At 36.0% G+C, this 15,705-nt stretch carries 15 protein-coding genes and 1 tRNA gene; 15 read left to right on the top strand and 1 reads right to left on the bottom strand.

Features of this window, described 5'->3' with window-relative positions; genetic code table 11:
- Positions 1 to 149 precede the first annotated feature (149 nt).
- The 3 genes from dnaA to NML76_RS08100 all read left to right on the top strand — a co-directional run bounded on the left by dnaA (position 150) and on the right by NML76_RS08100 (position 3,008).
- A complete protein-coding gene (dnaA, locus tag NML76_RS08090; protein ID WP_031574821.1) occupies positions 150 to 1,508 on the top strand; it encodes a chromosomal replication initiator protein DnaA in 1,359 nt (452 codons plus the stop codon).
- A gap of 159 nt (positions 1,509 to 1,667) precedes the next feature.
- On the top strand, positions 1,668 to 2,804 hold the full coding sequence (gene dnaN / locus NML76_RS08095; protein ID WP_021154169.1) for a DNA polymerase III subunit beta: 1,137 nt from the start codon (positions 1,668 to 1,670) through the stop codon (positions 2,802 to 2,804).
- A gap of 12 nt (positions 2,805 to 2,816) precedes the next feature.
- Positions 2,817 to 3,008, top strand: a complete 192-nt coding sequence (locus NML76_RS08100) for a DUF951 domain-containing protein (RefSeq protein ID WP_003002008.1) — start codon at positions 2,817 to 2,819, stop codon at positions 3,006 to 3,008.
- Between the two features lie 35 nt (positions 3,009 to 3,043).
- Here NML76_RS08100 and NML76_RS08105 read toward each other — a convergent pair whose 3' ends face one another.
- Positions 3,044 to 3,541, bottom strand: coding sequence for a DUF1307 domain-containing protein (locus NML76_RS08105; RefSeq protein WP_031574824.1), 498 nt, complete (start codon positions 3,539 to 3,541; stop codon positions 3,044 to 3,046).
- Positions 3,542 to 3,718: 177 nt separating this feature from the next.
- Between NML76_RS08105 and ychF the strand changes: the two genes are divergently transcribed.
- From ychF to NML76_RS08165, 12 genes are all read left to right on the top strand, one after another.
- Positions 3,719 to 4,834: a redox-regulated ATPase YchF gene (gene ychF / locus NML76_RS08110; protein ID WP_003009244.1), complete on the top strand. Its 1,116-nt coding sequence runs from the start codon at positions 3,719 to 3,721 to the stop codon at positions 4,832 to 4,834.
- Between the two features lie 68 nt (positions 4,835 to 4,902).
- The gene (gene pth / locus NML76_RS08115) at positions 4,903 to 5,472 is read left to right on the top strand and encodes an aminoacyl-tRNA hydrolase (RefSeq protein WP_003009246.1); all 570 of its coding nucleotides are present in this window, start codon (positions 4,903 to 4,905) and stop codon (positions 5,470 to 5,472) included.
- A gap of 4 nt (positions 5,473 to 5,476) precedes the next feature.
- Positions 5,477 to 8,971 carry a transcription-repair coupling factor gene (mfd, locus tag NML76_RS08120; RefSeq protein WP_254733268.1) on the top strand — a complete coding sequence of 1,165 codons (3,495 nt, stop codon included), beginning with the start codon at positions 5,477 to 5,479 and terminating at the stop codon, positions 8,969 to 8,971.
- A 68-nt stretch (positions 8,972 to 9,039) separates the two neighbouring features.
- On the top strand, positions 9,040 to 9,306 hold the full coding sequence (locus tag NML76_RS08125; protein WP_003002258.1) for an RNA-binding S4 domain-containing protein: 267 nt from the start codon (positions 9,040 to 9,042) through the stop codon (positions 9,304 to 9,306).
- Positions 9,299 to 9,667: a septum formation initiator family protein gene (locus NML76_RS08130; protein ID WP_003009251.1), complete on the top strand. Its 369-nt coding sequence runs from the start codon at positions 9,299 to 9,301 to the stop codon at positions 9,665 to 9,667. Before NML76_RS08125 ends, NML76_RS08130 begins: the two co-directional genes overlap by 8 nt.
- Before the next feature lie 3 nt (positions 9,668 to 9,670).
- A complete protein-coding gene (locus NML76_RS08135; protein WP_003009253.1) occupies positions 9,671 to 9,799 on the top strand; it encodes an SP_0009 family protein in 129 nt (42 codons plus the stop codon).
- On the top strand, positions 9,792 to 11,057 hold the full coding sequence (locus tag NML76_RS08140) for a serine hydrolase (RefSeq protein ID WP_254733270.1): 1,266 nt from the start codon (positions 9,792 to 9,794) through the stop codon (positions 11,055 to 11,057). Before NML76_RS08135 ends, NML76_RS08140 begins: the two co-directional genes overlap by 8 nt.
- Complete coding sequence (gene tilS, locus NML76_RS08145) at positions 11,057 to 12,331, top strand: tRNA lysidine(34) synthetase TilS (protein ID WP_118227715.1); 1,275 nt, start codon at positions 11,057 to 11,059, stop codon at positions 12,329 to 12,331. Before NML76_RS08140 ends, tilS begins: the two co-directional genes overlap by 1 nt.
- Before the next feature lie 4 nt (positions 12,332 to 12,335).
- Positions 12,336 to 12,878 carry a hypoxanthine phosphoribosyltransferase gene (gene hpt, locus NML76_RS08150; RefSeq protein ID WP_003018402.1) on the top strand — a complete coding sequence of 181 codons (543 nt, stop codon included), beginning with the start codon at positions 12,336 to 12,338 and terminating at the stop codon, positions 12,876 to 12,878.
- Between the two features lie 10 nt (positions 12,879 to 12,888).
- The gene (gene ftsH / locus NML76_RS08155; RefSeq protein ID WP_049473251.1) at positions 12,889 to 14,862 is read left to right on the top strand and encodes an ATP-dependent zinc metalloprotease FtsH; all 1,974 of its coding nucleotides are present in this window, start codon (positions 12,889 to 12,891) and stop codon (positions 14,860 to 14,862) included.
- Positions 14,863 to 14,953: 91 nt separating this feature from the next.
- A tRNA-Glu gene (locus NML76_RS08160) sits at positions 14,954 to 15,025 on the top strand.
- A gap of 155 nt (positions 15,026 to 15,180) precedes the next feature.
- Entirely contained in the window at positions 15,181 to 15,660 is a 480-nt protein-coding gene (locus NML76_RS08165) for a sigma-70 family RNA polymerase sigma factor (RefSeq protein WP_003009261.1), read from the top strand.
- Positions 15,661 to 15,705 lie beyond the last annotated feature (45 nt).

The following is a 15,705-nucleotide window of genomic DNA, read 5'->3' on the forward strand; positions in this document are numbered from 1 at the left end:
AATGTGAATTTAAATCCACAACTTGTGGAAAAGTTTAAAACTATAATTTAATTTCATGAAATTTAGCCTGTGGAAAACTATTTTTGTTTGTGGTAGAATAGGAGTACGTATGATTTGATACAATTCAAGAAAAGGAGGGAAGTCTGATAGTGTCACAAGAAGAGCAATTTTGGTCTCGTTTTTTAGAATTAGCCCAATTACAACTAAAAGATAGTGCCTATGATTTTTTTGTCGCCGATTCAAAATTAGTCAAAATCGATGGAGAGACGGCTACCATTTATCTTGATGGAAATTATAAAGAATTATTTTGGGAAACAAATCTAAAAAATGCTTTGATCACAGCCAGCTTTGAAGTCTACAATACAGATTTGAAGTTTCATTTCGTTTTTGAAGATACCGAAGAAATTCCTAGTAGTCATAGCGGTGAGAATAGGAGATTATCTTCAGGTAGCTTAACAACCGAACCGTTACCTAAAATTGATACAGGTCTGAAATCAAAGTACACCTTTGATAATTTTGTGCAAGGGGATGGAAATATTTGGGCGAAAGCAGCAGCGCTTGCAGTTTCTGAAAATCTTGCAACAACTTACAACCCTCTCTTTATCTATGGTGGACCAGGGCTTGGAAAGACTCACCTATTGAACGCAATTGGAAATCAAATCCTAGAAAATATTCCAAATGCACGGGTTAAGTATGTTCCAGCAGAAACCTTTATTAATGAATTTTTAGAACACCTTCGATTAGGAGAAATGAAGACGTTCAAGAATACCTATCGAAGTCTTGATCTCTTACTGATCGATGATATCCAGTCACTCGGCGGGAAAAAAGTCACGACTCAAGAGGAATTCTTTAATACCTTTAATGCCCTCCATAGCGACAACAAACAGATTGTTCTAACAAGCGATCGAAGTCCGGATCATTTAGATAGTCTTGAAGAGCGGCTGGTGACTCGTTTCAAATGGGGACTAACGCAAAATATAACACCACCTGATTTTGAAACTCGGATTGCCATCTTACGGAATAAAATTGAAGATCTAGACTATATTTTTCCTAATGACACACTAGAATATCTAGCTGGTCAGTTTGATTCAAATGTCCGAGACTTAGAAGGTGCCTTAAATGATATTTCTTTAATGGCGAAGGTGAAAAAACTAAAAGAAATTACGATCGATGTTGCAGCTGAAGCTATTCGAGCTCGTAAAAACGATAATAGCAAGACGCTTGTCATCCCCATTGAAAAAATTCAGGAAGCAGTTGGAGCCTTTTATGGAGTCAGTGTAAAAGAAATCAAAGGTTCGCGAAGAGTTCAGAATATTGTCCTAGCACGACAAGTGGCCATGTATCTTTCAAGAGAGATGACGGACAACTCACTTCCTCGAATCGGAAAAGAATTCGGTGGAAAAGACCACACGACTGTCATTCATGCTTATGAAAAAATTAAAAGTATGGTCGACACAGATGATAATCTACGACTCGAAATTCAAAGTATCAAGAAAAAGTTAAATTAATCTGTGGATAACTTCCTCTAAACTTCTAGGGGTTATGCACAATTTTTAAACAAGTAACTTTTTAAGTTATAGATAGGATTCTGAGAGTTTTCCACAACTTCCACACAACCTACTATTACTATTAACTTACTAATCATAAAATAAATAAAAGGAATGACCATGATAAATTTCTCTATTAACAAAACTTTATTTTTACAAGCACTAAATACTACCAAAAGAGCGATCAGTTCAAAAAATGCTATCCCAATCCTTTCCACGATTAAAATTGATGTCACTCCAGAAGGAGTTGCCTTATCTGGATCGAATGGCCAAATTTCAATTGAAAACTTTATTTCTATCAAAGATGAAAATGCTGGTTTATTGGTGACCTCTCCAGGTTCTATTTTATTGGAAGCAACTTTCTTTATTAATGTGGTTTCAAGTTTACCAGATGTTACTTTAGATTTTAAAGAGATTGAACAAAAACAGGTTCTTTTAACAAGTGGAAAATCAGAAATTACACTTAAAGGAAAAGATGCAGATCAATATCCACGTATTCAAGAAATTGCTGCAAGTAATCCATTAGTTTTGGAAACAAAATTATTAAAACAATTAATTAATGAAACAGCATTTGCAGCAAGTGTACAAGAAAGTCGGCCAATTTTGACAGGTGTTCACTTTGTTCTATCAGATAATAAAGAGCTAAAAACAGTAGCAACAGACTCTCACCGTATGAGTCAAAAAGTGATTACACTGGAGAAAAATGGAGACAACTTTGATGTTGTCATCCCAAGTCGCTCTCTTCGTGAATTCACCTCTGTTTTTTCTGATGATATTGAAACAGTTGAGGTTTTCTTTGCTAACAATCAAATTCTCTTTAGAAGTGAACACATTAGTTTCTATACCCGTTTGCTAGAAGGAAATTATCCTGATACAGACCGTCTCATTCCAACAGAATTCAATACAGAGGCAACCTTCAATGTGGCTAACCTTCGATTTGCAATGGAGCGTGCTCGTCTTCTTTCAAATGCGACTCAAAACGGTACGGTTAAATTAGAGTTCAAAAATGGAGTGGTTTCTTCCCACGTTCATTCACCAGAAGTTGGGCGAGTAAATGAAGAGATCGATACGAGCGCCGTTTCAGGAGAGGATTTGTCTATTAGCTTTAATCCAACTTATTTGATTGAAGCGCTCAAAGCTATTGACAGTGAACAAGTTGTTATTCGTTTTATTTCTTCTGTTAGACCGTTTACATTGGTTCCAGAAGGAAATGAACAAGGGTTCATTCAATTGATTACGCCAGTTCGCACAAATTAACAAAGGTGAATCATGTATACGTTAGGTGATTTTGTAGAAATGAAAAAGCCCCATGCTTGTGTGATTAAAGAAACAGGCAAGAAGGCAAATCGTTGGGAAATTACGCGACTTGGTGCAGACATAAAAATCAAGTGTAGCAATTGTGATCATGTGGTCATGATGAGTCGCCATGATTTTGAACAGAAAATGAAGAAAGTACTATAAAAGGTTCAGTCACTTATGTGACCGAACCTTTTCAATTATTTTAATTCTTCAAATTTTCCATTTTTAACTTCTTTGAAACCACCCTGTTTCATCATATCAAAAGTTGATTTGAAGCTGATATAGTCGACTTTTTTATCTTTTTGTGTCGTTACTAATTTCTTTTCAATTAGCTGATCTAAGTCTGCCTTTTCATAATTTAGTGTTGTTTTTTCAACCATATAATCATCTTTGTATTCAGCAGAATGTGTGAATCCTTTGACATCTTTGTATTCTTCATCATATTTATCGATCATTTCCTTTAATTGATCTTTCGTAACTCCCGCCTCTTTGTAATAAATAGTAGTGGTGGTTTGGTTACTGATCGCTTTATCACCTTTATGTTCTAGTGTAATACGAACATCTGTTTTCTTTTCTTGGTTGATTGCCTGAAGATAGGATTTTTGAACAGATTGTTGTCCACAAGCTCCAAGAAGAAAGAGAGTAAAGATAGCAATTAAAGAAAGAAAAATAGATTTCCATGTTTGTTTTTTCATCTGAAAAACTCCTTTGTTCATTGTTAAATATAGTATACCATTTTTATCTTTTTAGAACGTTACAGTTTGATGAAAAAATCTAGTTTCAAAGGTGATGAAATATTTCATTTTTCATCACTTGTCTTTTGAATTATGTTATAATAAAAGAGATTGAAATTTGAACGGAGAAAAAGAAAAATGGCATTAACAGCAGGTATCGTTGGCTTACCAAATGTTGGTAAATCAACCCTATTTAACGCAATTACAAAAGCAGGAGCAGAGGCCGCAAACTATCCCTTTGCAACCATTGATCCAAACGTCGGGATGGTAGAAGTTCCAGATGAACGCCTCCAAAAATTGACGGAAATGATTACTCCTAAGAAGACAGTTCCGACTACTTTTGAATTTACAGATATTGCTGGGATTGTGAAAGGAGCTTCTAAAGGGGAAGGACTTGGTAATAAATTCTTGGCCAACATCCGTGAAGTAGATGCCATTGTCCATGTAGTGCGTGCTTTTGATGATGAAAATGTCATGCGGGAGCAAGGTCGTGAAGATGCCTTTGTTGATCCACTGGCAGATATTGATACCATCAATTTAGAATTAATTTTAGCCGACTTAGAGTCTGTCAATAAACGCTATGCGCGTGTAGAAAAAATCGCTCGTACACAAAAAGATAAGGATTCTGTTGCGGAATTTAATGTTCTACAAAAAATCAAACCAGTTCTTGAAGATGGTAAATCAGCTCGGACCATTGAATTCACTGAGGAAGAACAAAAAGTGGTGAAAGGACTTTTCCTTTTGACTACCAAACCAGTTCTTTATGTAGCCAATGTGGATGAAGATGTTGTTGCAGATCCAGATTCTATTGACTATGTGAAGCAAATTCGTGACTTTGCGGCAACAGAGAACGCGGAAGTCGTGGTGATTTCTGCGCGTGCTGAGGAAGAAATTTCTGAGCTAGATGATGCAGATAAACAAGAATTTTTAGAGGCGATTGGCCTAACAGAGTCTGGAGTTGATAAACTTACGCGTGCAGCTTATCACTTGTTGGGACTTGGCACTTATTTCACAGCTGGTGAAAAAGAAGTGCGTGCTTGGACCTTCAAACGTGGCATGAAAGCTCCTCAAGCAGCTGGAATCATCCACTCTGATTTTGAAAAAGGATTTATTCGTGCCGTGACCATGTCCTATGATGATTTGGTCAAATACGGTTCTGAAAAGGCTGTAAAAGAAGCGGGACGCTTACGCGAAGAAGGAAAAGAATATGTTGTCCAAGATGGGGACATCATGGAATTTCGTTTTAATGTATAAGAGAGTTAAAAAAATGTAAAGGTTGGAAAAAATATTTCCAACCCTTTTAGTGTTTTGAAAGGAAAGAGATGACGAAATTAATTGTTGGATTGGGAAATCCGGGTGATAAGTATTTTGAAACCAAACACAATGTAGGCTTTATGTTAGTTGATCAAATGGCAAAGTCTTTAAATCTTACTTTCTCCCATGATAAGATTTTTCAAGCTGATATCGCCTCAACATTTTTAAATGGAGAAAAGGTCTATTTTGTAAAGCCGACTACTTTCATGAATGAGAGTGGAAAAGCAGTCCATGCCCTTCTGACTTATTATGGTCTGGATATTGAAGATCTTTTGGTTATTTACGATGATTTAGATATGGAAGTTGGCAAGATTCGTCTTCGAGCTAAAGGATCAGCTGGAGGTCATAACGGAATCAAATCGATTATCAATCATATTGGAACTCAGACTTTTTATCGAATTAAGATTGGAATTGGAAGACCTAAGCAGGGCATGTCAGTTGTTCATCATGTCTTAGGAAAATTTGATAAAGACGATTACATCACCATTCTACAAACAATTGATCGAGTAGAAGAAGCGGTTAACGATTACTTGGTAGAAGAAAATTTTGAAAGAAGCATGCAGAAATACAACGGGTAAGTAGATGAATGTAATTGATTTAGTGAGTCAAAACTCCAACCTTCTATCCTGGCAACAAGGTTTGCAAAAAAATAATAGGGAATTGATCTTAGGATTGTCTGCGACCACAAAGGCTATTGTAATGGCTTCAGCCTTTGATTCTATTGAAAAAGCAGTCCTCATTACTTCCAGTTATAACGAAGCAGAACGATTGGCCAGTGATTTTATTGCTTTACTTGGAGAAGAGAAAGTCCATACATTTTTGGGAGATGATAACCCTTTAGCAGAATTTGTTTTTGCTTCACAAGAAAGGCAATTTGCACGATTAGAGGCTTTGAACTTTTTATGTCAAGAAGATCGTCAAGGCATCCTTGTGACCAATGTGAGTGGTATAAAACTACTATTACCTTCTCCTAAAGTTTTTGCATCTAGCATTTTTCAATTGAAGGTTGGTCAAGAAATAGACTTAACTACTCTGAGTGAAACATTACAGAAAATTGGCTACCAAAAGGTGAGCCAAGTTTTGCAACAGGGAGAGTTTAGTCTACGAGGAGATATTTTAGATATCTTTGAGATCGACCAACTCCAACCCTATCGGATTGAATTTTTCGGAGATGAGATTGATGGAATCCGAATCTTTGACCCAGAAAGTCAGCGTTCTGTTGAAAATGTTGAAGAAGTTCAACTGAAGGCAGTGAGTGATCTATTGTTGCAAGAGGAAGATTTTATACGTGGTCAGCAGCAAATAGAACAATTGCAAGAACAGAGTGCAAATGAAGAATTTAAATCTTATCTAGCAGAAATTCTGGGAGATATTTCTCAAAGGAAACTCCATCCGGATCTTAGAAAATTTATCAGTTTCTTTTACGAGAAGCAATATACCCTATTCGATTATCTCCCTAAACACACTCCAGTCTTTCTGGATGATTATCAAAAAATAGCAGATCAAATAGCGAGATTTGAATTAGATACAGCTAATCTCTTGACGGAAGATTTACATAAAAATAGAGCTTCTTCTCGCCAAGTGTATTTTGCAGACACCAGTACAACATTACGAAAATATACGCCTGCAACTTATTTTTCAAACTTTCAAAAAGGATTGGGAAATCTGAAGTTTGATCATTTGTATCAATTCAATCAATATCCCATGCAGGAGTTTTTTGGACAATTTGATTTACTAAAAGAGGAAATTGAACGGTATCGAAAATCAAACTATACTGTTATTGTCCAAGCAACTTCTCATCACAATCTTCAACAGCTCCATAAAAATTTAGAAGAGTATGGGATTCGATTAGATTATATTGATGGGGATACGATCATTCCTCAAGCTAGTCAATTAGTCGTTGGAGGATTAGCTCACGGTTTTCAATTTGTTGATGAAAAAATTGTCTATATTACAGAATCAGAGATTTATCAGAAAAAGATCAAACGAAAGATTCGCAGGCAAAATATTTCCAATGCAGAACGCCTAAAAAATTATAATGAACTGGAAAAAGGGGACTATGTTGTTCACCAAGTTCATGGTATTGGTCAATATTTGGGAATTGAAACGATTGAAATTTCGGGTGTCCATCGTGATTATGTTTCAATTCAATATCAAAATGGAGATCGCATCTCGATTCCTGTCGATCAGATTCAGATGTTGTCCAAATACGTTGCAAGTGATGGAAAAACGCCAAAAATTAATAAGTTAAATGATGGGCGTTTCCAAAAAACGAAGCAAAAGGTTCAGACCCAGGTGGAGGACATTGCGGATGATTTGATAAAACTTTATGCGGAGCGTAGTCAATTAGAAGGCTTTGCCTATTCCCAAGATGATGAAAACCAAGAGGCTTTTGAACAAGATTTTCCATATATTGAAACAGATGACCAATTACGTTCCATTGAAGAAATTAAAAAAGATATGGAATCGAATCGTCCGATGGACCGATTGCTGGTTGGAGACGTCGGTTTTGGGAAAACAGAGGTCGCTATGCGAGCAGCCTTTAAGGCAGTAAATGATCATAAACAAGTAGCAGTGTTGGTTCCTACCACTGTTCTTGCCCAACAACATTATGCCAATTTTAAGGAGCGTTTTGAATCTTTTGCAGTAGAGGTTGCTGTTTTAAGTCGTTTCCAGAGTAAGGCAGAGCAGAAAGAAACGCTTGAAAAGTTGAAAAAAGGACGAGTGGATATTATTATTGGAACTCACCGGCTCTTGTCCAAAGATGTTGTTTTTTCAGACTTAGGCTTAATCGTGATTGATGAAGAACAACGTTTTGGAGTGAAGCACAAAGAAACCTTGAAAGAATTGAAAAAAAAGGTGGATGTGCTTACCTTGACAGCTACCCCTATACCTCGAACTCTTCATATGTCTATGCTAGGAATTCGAGATTTGTCTGTCATCGAAACACCTCCGACCAATCGGTATCCTGTGCAAACTTTTGTATTAGAGACCAATCCAACCATTGTTCGAGACGCTGTGTTGCGGGAGATGGATCGTGGAGGACAGGCCTATTATCTTTACAATAAGGTAGATACAATTGAACAAAAGGTGTCTGAATTAAAAGAGTTGATTCCAGAGGCTTCGATTGGCTTTGTTCATGGCCAGATGAGTGAAGTTCGCCTAGAAAATACCCTGTTGGATTTCATAAATGGCGAATACGATGTCCTAGTGACGACAACCATTATTGAGACAGGTGTGGATATTCCAAATGCCAATACACTCTTTATTGAAAATGCGGATCATATGGGACTTTCAACGCTTTATCAACTAAGAGGTCGTGTGGGACGAAGCAATCGAATTGCTTATGCTTATTTGATGTATCGTCCAGACAAATCTCTTACAGAAGTGTCTGAAAAACGTTTAGAAGCTATTAAAGGTTTTACTGAGTTGGGTTCTGGATTTAAAATTGCTATGCGAGATTTATCAATCCGTGGAGCAGGAAATATCCTTGGAGCTTCTCAATCTGGTTTCATCGATTCAGTTGGTTTTGAAATGTATTCTCAATTGTTAGAAGAAGCTATTGCTAAGAAACAAGGCCAAGAGCATCGCAGGCAAAAGAGTAATGCAGAGTTGAACCTTCAAATAGATGCGTATTTACCTAATGAATATATTTCAGATCAACGTCAAAAAATTGAAATTTACAAACAAATTCGTGAAATGAATTCTGCAACGGACTATGAATACTTGCAAGATGAATTGATCGATCGTTTTGGAGAATACCCAGATGTTGTGGCCTACCTACTTGAAATTGGTTTAGTGAAAGCTTACTTGGATCAAGTCTTTGTCCGTCTTGTTGAAAGAAAACAACAAAAAGTGACAGTGAAATTTGAACCTATTGCCAAACAACTGTTTTTAACACAGGATTATTTCAAAGCTCTGTCAATGACACAGTTAAAGGCACAGATTGCAGAAGAAAAGGGATTGATTGAAGTGATCTTCGATATTCGAAATAAGAAAGATTTTGAAATTTTGGAAGCTCTGAAGCAATTTGGTCAAACCTTATTGGAAATTAAACAGGAAAAAGAAAAGGACTAGCAGTTCTTAGCTCATTTTTCGCATTTTATGTATAAAAAATGATACAATACTATGTTAGAGGTGACAGTATGAGATTAGATAAATATTTAAAAGTTTCTCGCATTATTAAGCGTCGTCCTGTTGCAAAGGAAGTTGCAGATAAAGGACGAATCAAAGTCAATGGAGTATTAGCCAAAAGTTCAACGGATTTGAAAGTGAATGATCAAATTGAAGTTCGTTTTGGAAATAAAGTATTGACGGTTAAAGTCTTGGAAATGTTGGATAGTACAAAAAAAGAAGATGCATCCAAAATGTATGAAATAATTAGTGAAACAAGGATAGAAGAAGATGCCTAAAAATATCGTTCAAATGAACAATAAATATATCAAAGACGAAAGTCAGCGAAAACGTTTTTTAGAAGAAGAAAGAAAAAAACGCAATCGTTTTCTGGGACTCGTCTTGATATTGGTCATGTTACTATTTATTCTTCCAACTTATAATTTAGCCCAGAGCTATCAATCGCTACAAGATAAAAAAGAACAATACAAACAGTTGGAAAAAGAGTATAAAGAAACAAGTGAACAAAAAGAATACCAACAAGACATCGCTAAAAAATTAAAAGACGATGATTATGCAACAAAATATGCACGCGCTAAGTATTCTTTTTCAAAAGATGGTGAATATGTTTATACCATCCCAGATTTACTCCCCCAATAACCGATGGAAAATATCTTACAAACAGTTAAACAATTCCTTGAATTTTCGGATGAAAAATTAGAGGAATTAAAAAAGAAAAACCAAATGATTAAACTTCAAAAGGATGAAAAGGAAAGGAATACAGGTGTCTAAACGATTTCTGCTCCTATTGTTAGTTCCAATTTTATTTATTGGGTCTCAAGCAGCGAGTATCGAGCAGTCTGAGTCTTCTCAGACAATGGCTCATCCATCAGAACTTTATTTTTCTTCAATTCCAGCGAATCCTAATGTCTATCGCAAAATTTCTGTTTTTTCTGATCCTCAGTTGAAAAAAGCAAAAGGAGAAATTCTTCCCAACACACCGTTTACAATCGAACAACTCTTTGTAAATGATGAAGGGAAAGCTGTATTTAAAATAGCAGATAAAGGATATGTATTAGCAGATTCTTCTGTCATTTTTTCTGATGTTGTGCAAGAAACACAAGAAAAAAAACAAGAAATGTGGCTAAAACCTGGTTTTAAAGTGTACGACCGACCCTTAATAAATGGTGCAAAAGAAAAAAGTACACCTCTTTCTCCTTATACAAAAGTGACAGTCTTACGTACAGCTAAGACTTTACGAGATGAGTTTGTGGAGATTGAAGGTCAGGGCTGGGTGAACAAAGCATTCGTTACTGAAAAAGATAATCGAATGGAAAAAGTTCAGGACTTGTTAAATAGTAAATACAATTCTCCTTCGTATGGAATCTATGTAAAACAATTAGAGACTGGAAATACTGCTGGAATCAATCCGCAAAAAGAAATGTATTCTGCCAGTGTAACGAAATTACCATACTTGTACTACGTCCAAGAACAGCTCAATAAAAAAGCCATTTCCCCAACTACAACCTACAAATATATTCCAGAAGTAAATGATTTCAAAGGAGGCTATGAACCAGAAGGAAGTGGTAGTCTTTCAAAAACACCCGATGGAAAAGAATACAGTGTTCAAGAGTTGGTAGATAAGATTGCAAAAGAATCAGATAATGTTGGACATAATATCTTGAATTATTATGTCACTCATCAATCAGATCAAGACTTCCAAAAAACTTTGGATAGGATTGCAAAGAAACATTGGGATGTTGAAAAAAGAGAAGCATCCGCTGAAATGGCTGGCAATGTCATGGAGGCTGTCTATCAACAAAATGGCTCTATTATTGATGCGCTCTCCTCTACAAAATATGATGATCAACGGATTGCGCGTGACCTTCCAGTAAAAGTTGCTCATAAAATTGGAGATGCCTATGATTTCAGACATGATGTTGCGATTGTATACACAAATTCACCCTATGTAATAGCCATTTTTACAGATCATTCGAATTATGATACGATTTCCAACATTTCAAAAGATATCTATGAGGTATTGAAATAATGGAAAAGCGATTTTTAGAGTTTTGTGAAAAACAAGATCTATTTACTCCCCATCGCCGTGTTTTAGTTGCCTTATCTGGTGGATTGGATTCAATGAATCTGTATGAACTTTTATATAAGAATAAAGAACGATTGAAAATCCATCTGGTACTCGCTCATGTCAATCATGGACAAAGACCAGAATCGGATTTAGAAGAAAGTGAACTTCGAACGCTAGCTGATAGGCGAGAGACACGTATCCATGTGGCTCACTATTCGGGTGATTTTACAGAAGCAAAAGCTCGTACCTTTCGTTATGATTTTTTAAAACAGATTATGGAGAAAGAGGATTGCACCGCTTTAGTAACAGGTCATCATGCAAACGATCAAGCCGAAACAACTTTCATGCGCTTAATACGAGGAACAAAATTACGCCATTTAAGTGGTATTCCTGTACGCCAACCATTTGGTAAGGGTGAGTTAATCCGTCCTTTGTTAACTTTTACCAAAGATGAGTTGATGAAAATCCCTCACTTTGAAGACAGTAGCAATGACTCACAGGACTATTTTCGAAATCGTGTACGCCATCAATACCTTCCAGAATTTGAAAAAGAAAATCCCCAAATGCAAGCAAGTCTTCGCTATTTAGCAGAGGAAGTGAATCGTTGGCACCAAGCACTAAAAGAATTGACTAGCAAGTTAAGCATTCAAGATTTAGCTTCTTTTAGAACGTATTCCGATTCTGTCCAGTCTTTCTTATTAGAAGAGTATTTGGCACAATTTCCAGATTTGCAACTTGGTAGGGCCCAGTTTCAAGAATTATTAGATTTACTGCGAAAAAAAAGAAATTGCATTCATTATTTAAAGTCGAATTATGAACTACATCAAGAATATGATTTCTTTGAAATACGAAAAATCAGTCAAAAGTCGGATGACCAAGTCCTCCCATTTTTGTTAGAATTTGGGAATATCTTTGATATTGCAAATTATAAACTATCTTTTGGACAACCATTAGTAGGGGAAAATGTAGAAATTCTTTCTGTTTCACGCGAAACTCCCATCTTAATTAGAGGGAGAAAGGAAGGAGATCACCTGCTTGTTAATGGCCACCATCAAAAATTAAGACGGTGGTTTATCAACCATAAAATTCCAATTTCGCTTCGGCAAAAAGCTCTCATTATAGAACAGAATCATAATATTCTTTCTGTAGTGGGATTGGTAACGAGTGATTTGAGTAAGCCCTCAAAAAGTGGTATAATGAAAGATAGTCTTTATATTCAAAAAATAGATAGGTAAAAACATGTTAGAAAAAGATATAAAAAAAGTATTGGTTTCACATGATGAAATTGTAGAAGCAGCAAAGAAATTGGGTGAAACCCTAACAAAAGAGTACCAAGGGAAAAATCCAATTTTTGTTGGAATTTTGAAAGGCTCTGTTCCATTTATGGCAGAGTTGATCAACCACGTGGATACACATATTGAATTGGATTTTATGCTGGTTTCAAGTTATCATGGTGGTACGGCAAGCTCAGGTATTATTAATATTATCAAGGATATCGACCAAGATATTACTGGTAGAGATATTTTATTTGTAGAAGATATTATCGATACAGGTAAAACCCTCAAGAGTCTAAAAGAACTCTTTGAAGAACGAAATGCAGCATCTGTGAAGATTGCTACCTTACTGGATAAACCTGAAGGACGTTTGGTTGAGATTGAAGCAGATTACACCTGCTTTACGATTCCAAATGAGTTTGTTGTAGGATATGGTTTAGACTATGATGAAAATTATCGTAACCTACCCTATGTTGGTGTATTAAAAGAGGAAGTGTACTCAAAATAGAGGAGACTAGATGAATAACAGAAAAAATAACGGTTTTGTCCGAAATCCATTTCTGTATTTGTTGATTATTGTAGCGGCTGTGACAGGATTCCAGTACTTTTTTGCGGGTAATGGGGTTGGTCAAAGTCAGCAAATCAACTACACAGAATTGGTCAAAGAAATTAAAAATGATAATGTAAAAACGATCAGTTACCAACCAAATGGTAGTGTGATTGAAATTGCAGGTACCTATAATAAAGCAAAAGAATCAAAAGAAGATACAGGAATTCAATTTTTTACCCCAAGTGTTCAAAAAGTATCTCGCTTTACTAGTGTCATCCTTCCATCTGATATCACTGTCAATGAATTACAAAAATTAGCAGCTGACCACAAAGCAGAAATCACCATTAAGCGTGAGAGCTCAAGTGGCATGTGGATAACAATTCTCACTTCAATTGTTCCATTTGTTATTGTCATGTTCTTCTTCTTCTCCATGATGAACCAAGGCGGTGGCGGAGGTGCCAGAGGTGCCATGAACTTTGGTCGTAATAAAGCCCGCGCTGCTAATAAAGAAGATATTAAAGTTCGTTTTTCAGATGTAGCAGGAGCTGAAGAAGAAAAACAAGAACTTGTTGAAGTTGTTGAATTTTTAAAAGATCCAAAACGCTTTACTAAATTGGGTGCAAGAATCCCAGCAGGTGTGCTTCTTGAAGGCCCTCCCGGAACTGGTAAAACCCTTTTAGCAAAAGCAGTAGCTGGTGAAGCTGGAGTGCCATTCTTCAGTATCTCTGGTTCTGACTTCGTTGAAATGTTTGTCGGAGTCGGTGCTAGCCGGGTTCGTTCACTTTTTGAAGATGCTAAAAAAGCAGCACCAGCCATTATCTTTATCGATGAAATTGATGCTGTTGGGCGCCAGCGTGGTGTAGGTCTTGGTGGTGGAAATGATGAACGTGAACAAACCCTTAACCAGCTCTTGATTGAGATGGATGGTTTTGAAGGCAACGAAGGAATCATTGTTATCGCAGCAACTAACCGTTCTGATGTCCTTGACCCTGCCCTTCTTCGTCCTGGCCGTTTTGACCGTAAAGTATTGGTTGGACGTCCAGATGTGAAAGGTCGTGAGGCAATTCTTCGTGTTCATGCTAAGAATAAGCCACTTGCTCAAGATGTGGACTTGAAATTAGTTGCTCAACAAACACCAGGATTTGTCGGTGCTGATCTCGAAAATGTTTTGAACGAAGCAGCCTTGGTTGCAGCTCGTCGAAATAAAAAAGTAATTGATGCTGCTGATATCGATGAAGCAGAAGATCGTGTTATTGCAGGTCCATCTAAGAAAGATCGGACGATTTCACAAAAAGAACGTGAAATGGTTGCTTATCACGAAGCTGGTCATACAATCGTTGGTTTGGTCTTATCAAATGCTCGTGTAGTTCATAAAGTTACGATTGTTCCACGTGGTCGTGCAGGCGGTTACATGATTGCCCTTCCTAAAGAAGATCAAATGTTACTTTCTAAAGAAGATATGAAAGAACAATTAGCTGGGCTCATGGGAGGACGTGTTGCCGAAGAAATTATTTTCAATTCGCAAACAACGGGTGCTTCAAATGACTTTGAACAAGCTACCCAAATGGCGCGTGCAATGGTGACAGAATATGGTATGAGTGAAAAACTTGGACCGGTCCAATATGAAGGAAATCATGCAATGTTTGGTGCTCAAAGCCCACAAAAAATGATTTCAGAACGAACAGCTTACGAAATTGATGAAGAAGTTCGTAGTCTGTTGAATGAAGCCCGTAATAAAGCGGCAGAAATTATTCAAGGAAATAGAGAAACGCATAAACTAATTGCGGAAGCTCTATTAAAATATGAAACCTTGGATAGTGTTCAAATTAAATCATTATATGAAACAGGAAAAATGCCTGAAAATTCAGAGCATGAATTAGAAGAAGAAGCAAAACCTCTATCATATGATGAGATTAAGTCAAAATTAGAAGAAAATAACTAATTCAAAAGAAGGAAAATATTTCCTTCTTTTTTTATTAAAAAAGTGTTGACAGAGTAAAAATATTCTGTATAATAGAATATGTTGTAAAAATGGTCCGTTGGTCAAGGGGTTAAGACACCGCCTTTTCACGGCGGTAACACGGGTTCGAATCCCGTACGGACTATCGATAAACTGTCACCAAGTGGCAGTTTTTTTTGTGTATTTGGACAAAATAGTCAAAAATAATAACCAAATAGTTAAAAAAACGTGCAGAATAGAAAAAAAGTCCAATGGGCTTCTTTATTTTTATAAAATACAGATAAAAGTAAAGGAGAGCTTATGGAATTTAATAAAATGTATCAAAAAGTAAAATATATCGTAAGAAAATGTGAAAAAGAGTATTATATTCAATTATGGGAAAAGGATGATTGGGAACAAGAAGGTCAGCTAACTCTGTTTGAACTTTATCAAAAAAATCCTGAAATTGAAACAAATGAAGAATTACTTTATACATATTTCAAAACAAAATTTAGAAATCATATTAAAGATAAAATAAGACAACAGGAAAGTGATAAGAGAAAAATTAATAGACTTCCATATATTGAAATTGGAGAAATTAGTCACAGAATTTCATCAAGAAAAATATATTTAGATGAGCTGGTTGTTCTGAGAGATGCATTAAAACGTTTTAAAGAAAAATTAACAGTAAAAGAAAAAGAACAATATGAAGCATTACTAGCAAACAGAAGATGTCTAGGAAAAACAAAAATGAAAAAGAAATTAGAGAACTATCTAAAGGATTTTAAAAATTCAATTTAAGAACTGAAAGTTGACAGTGTATAAATGAACTTTCAAAAAAATAAA

Source organism: Streptococcus sp. CF8_Ac1-9 (assembly GCF_024295565.1).
GTDB lineage: Bacteria > Bacillota > Bacilli > Lactobacillales > Streptococcaceae > Streptococcus > Streptococcus parasanguinis_X.

Bases quoted from the DNA above. Each gene is read 5' to 3' on its own strand.
- ychF (WP_003009244.1), top strand. From the start codon at position 3,719: ATGGCATTAACAGCAGGTATCGTTGGCTTACCAAATGTTGGTAAATCA.
- NML76_RS08135 (WP_003009253.1), top strand. From the start codon at position 9,671: ATGGAAAATATCTTACAAACAGTTAAACAATTCCTTGAATTTTCGGAT.
- NML76_RS08130 (WP_003009251.1), top strand. From the start codon at position 9,299: ATGCCTAAAAATATCGTTCAAATGAACAATAAATATATCAAAGACGAA.
- NML76_RS08100 (WP_003002008.1), top strand. From the start codon at position 2,817: ATGTATACGTTAGGTGATTTTGTAGAAATGAAAAAGCCCCATGCTTGT.
- mfd (WP_254733268.1), top strand. From the start codon at position 5,477: ATGAATGTAATTGATTTAGTGAGTCAAAACTCCAACCTTCTATCCTGG.
- NML76_RS08125 (WP_003002258.1), top strand. From the start codon at position 9,040: ATGAGATTAGATAAATATTTAAAAGTTTCTCGCATTATTAAGCGTCGT.
- hpt (WP_003018402.1), top strand. From the start codon at position 12,336: ATGTTAGAAAAAGATATAAAAAAAGTATTGGTTTCACATGATGAAATT.
- NML76_RS08165 (WP_003009261.1), top strand. From the start codon at position 15,181: ATGGAATTTAATAAAATGTATCAAAAAGTAAAATATATCGTAAGAAAA.
- pth (WP_003009246.1), top strand. From the start codon at position 4,903: ATGACGAAATTAATTGTTGGATTGGGAAATCCGGGTGATAAGTATTTT.
- NML76_RS08105 (WP_031574824.1), bottom strand. From the start codon at position 3,541: ATGAAAAAACAAACATGGAAATCTATTTTTCTTTCTTTAATTGCTATC.
- dnaN (WP_021154169.1), top strand. From the start codon at position 1,668: ATGATAAATTTCTCTATTAACAAAACTTTATTTTTACAAGCACTAAAT.
- tilS (WP_118227715.1), top strand. From the start codon at position 11,057: ATGGAAAAGCGATTTTTAGAGTTTTGTGAAAAACAAGATCTATTTACT.
- ftsH (WP_049473251.1), top strand. From the start codon at position 12,889: ATGAATAACAGAAAAAATAACGGTTTTGTCCGAAATCCATTTCTGTAT.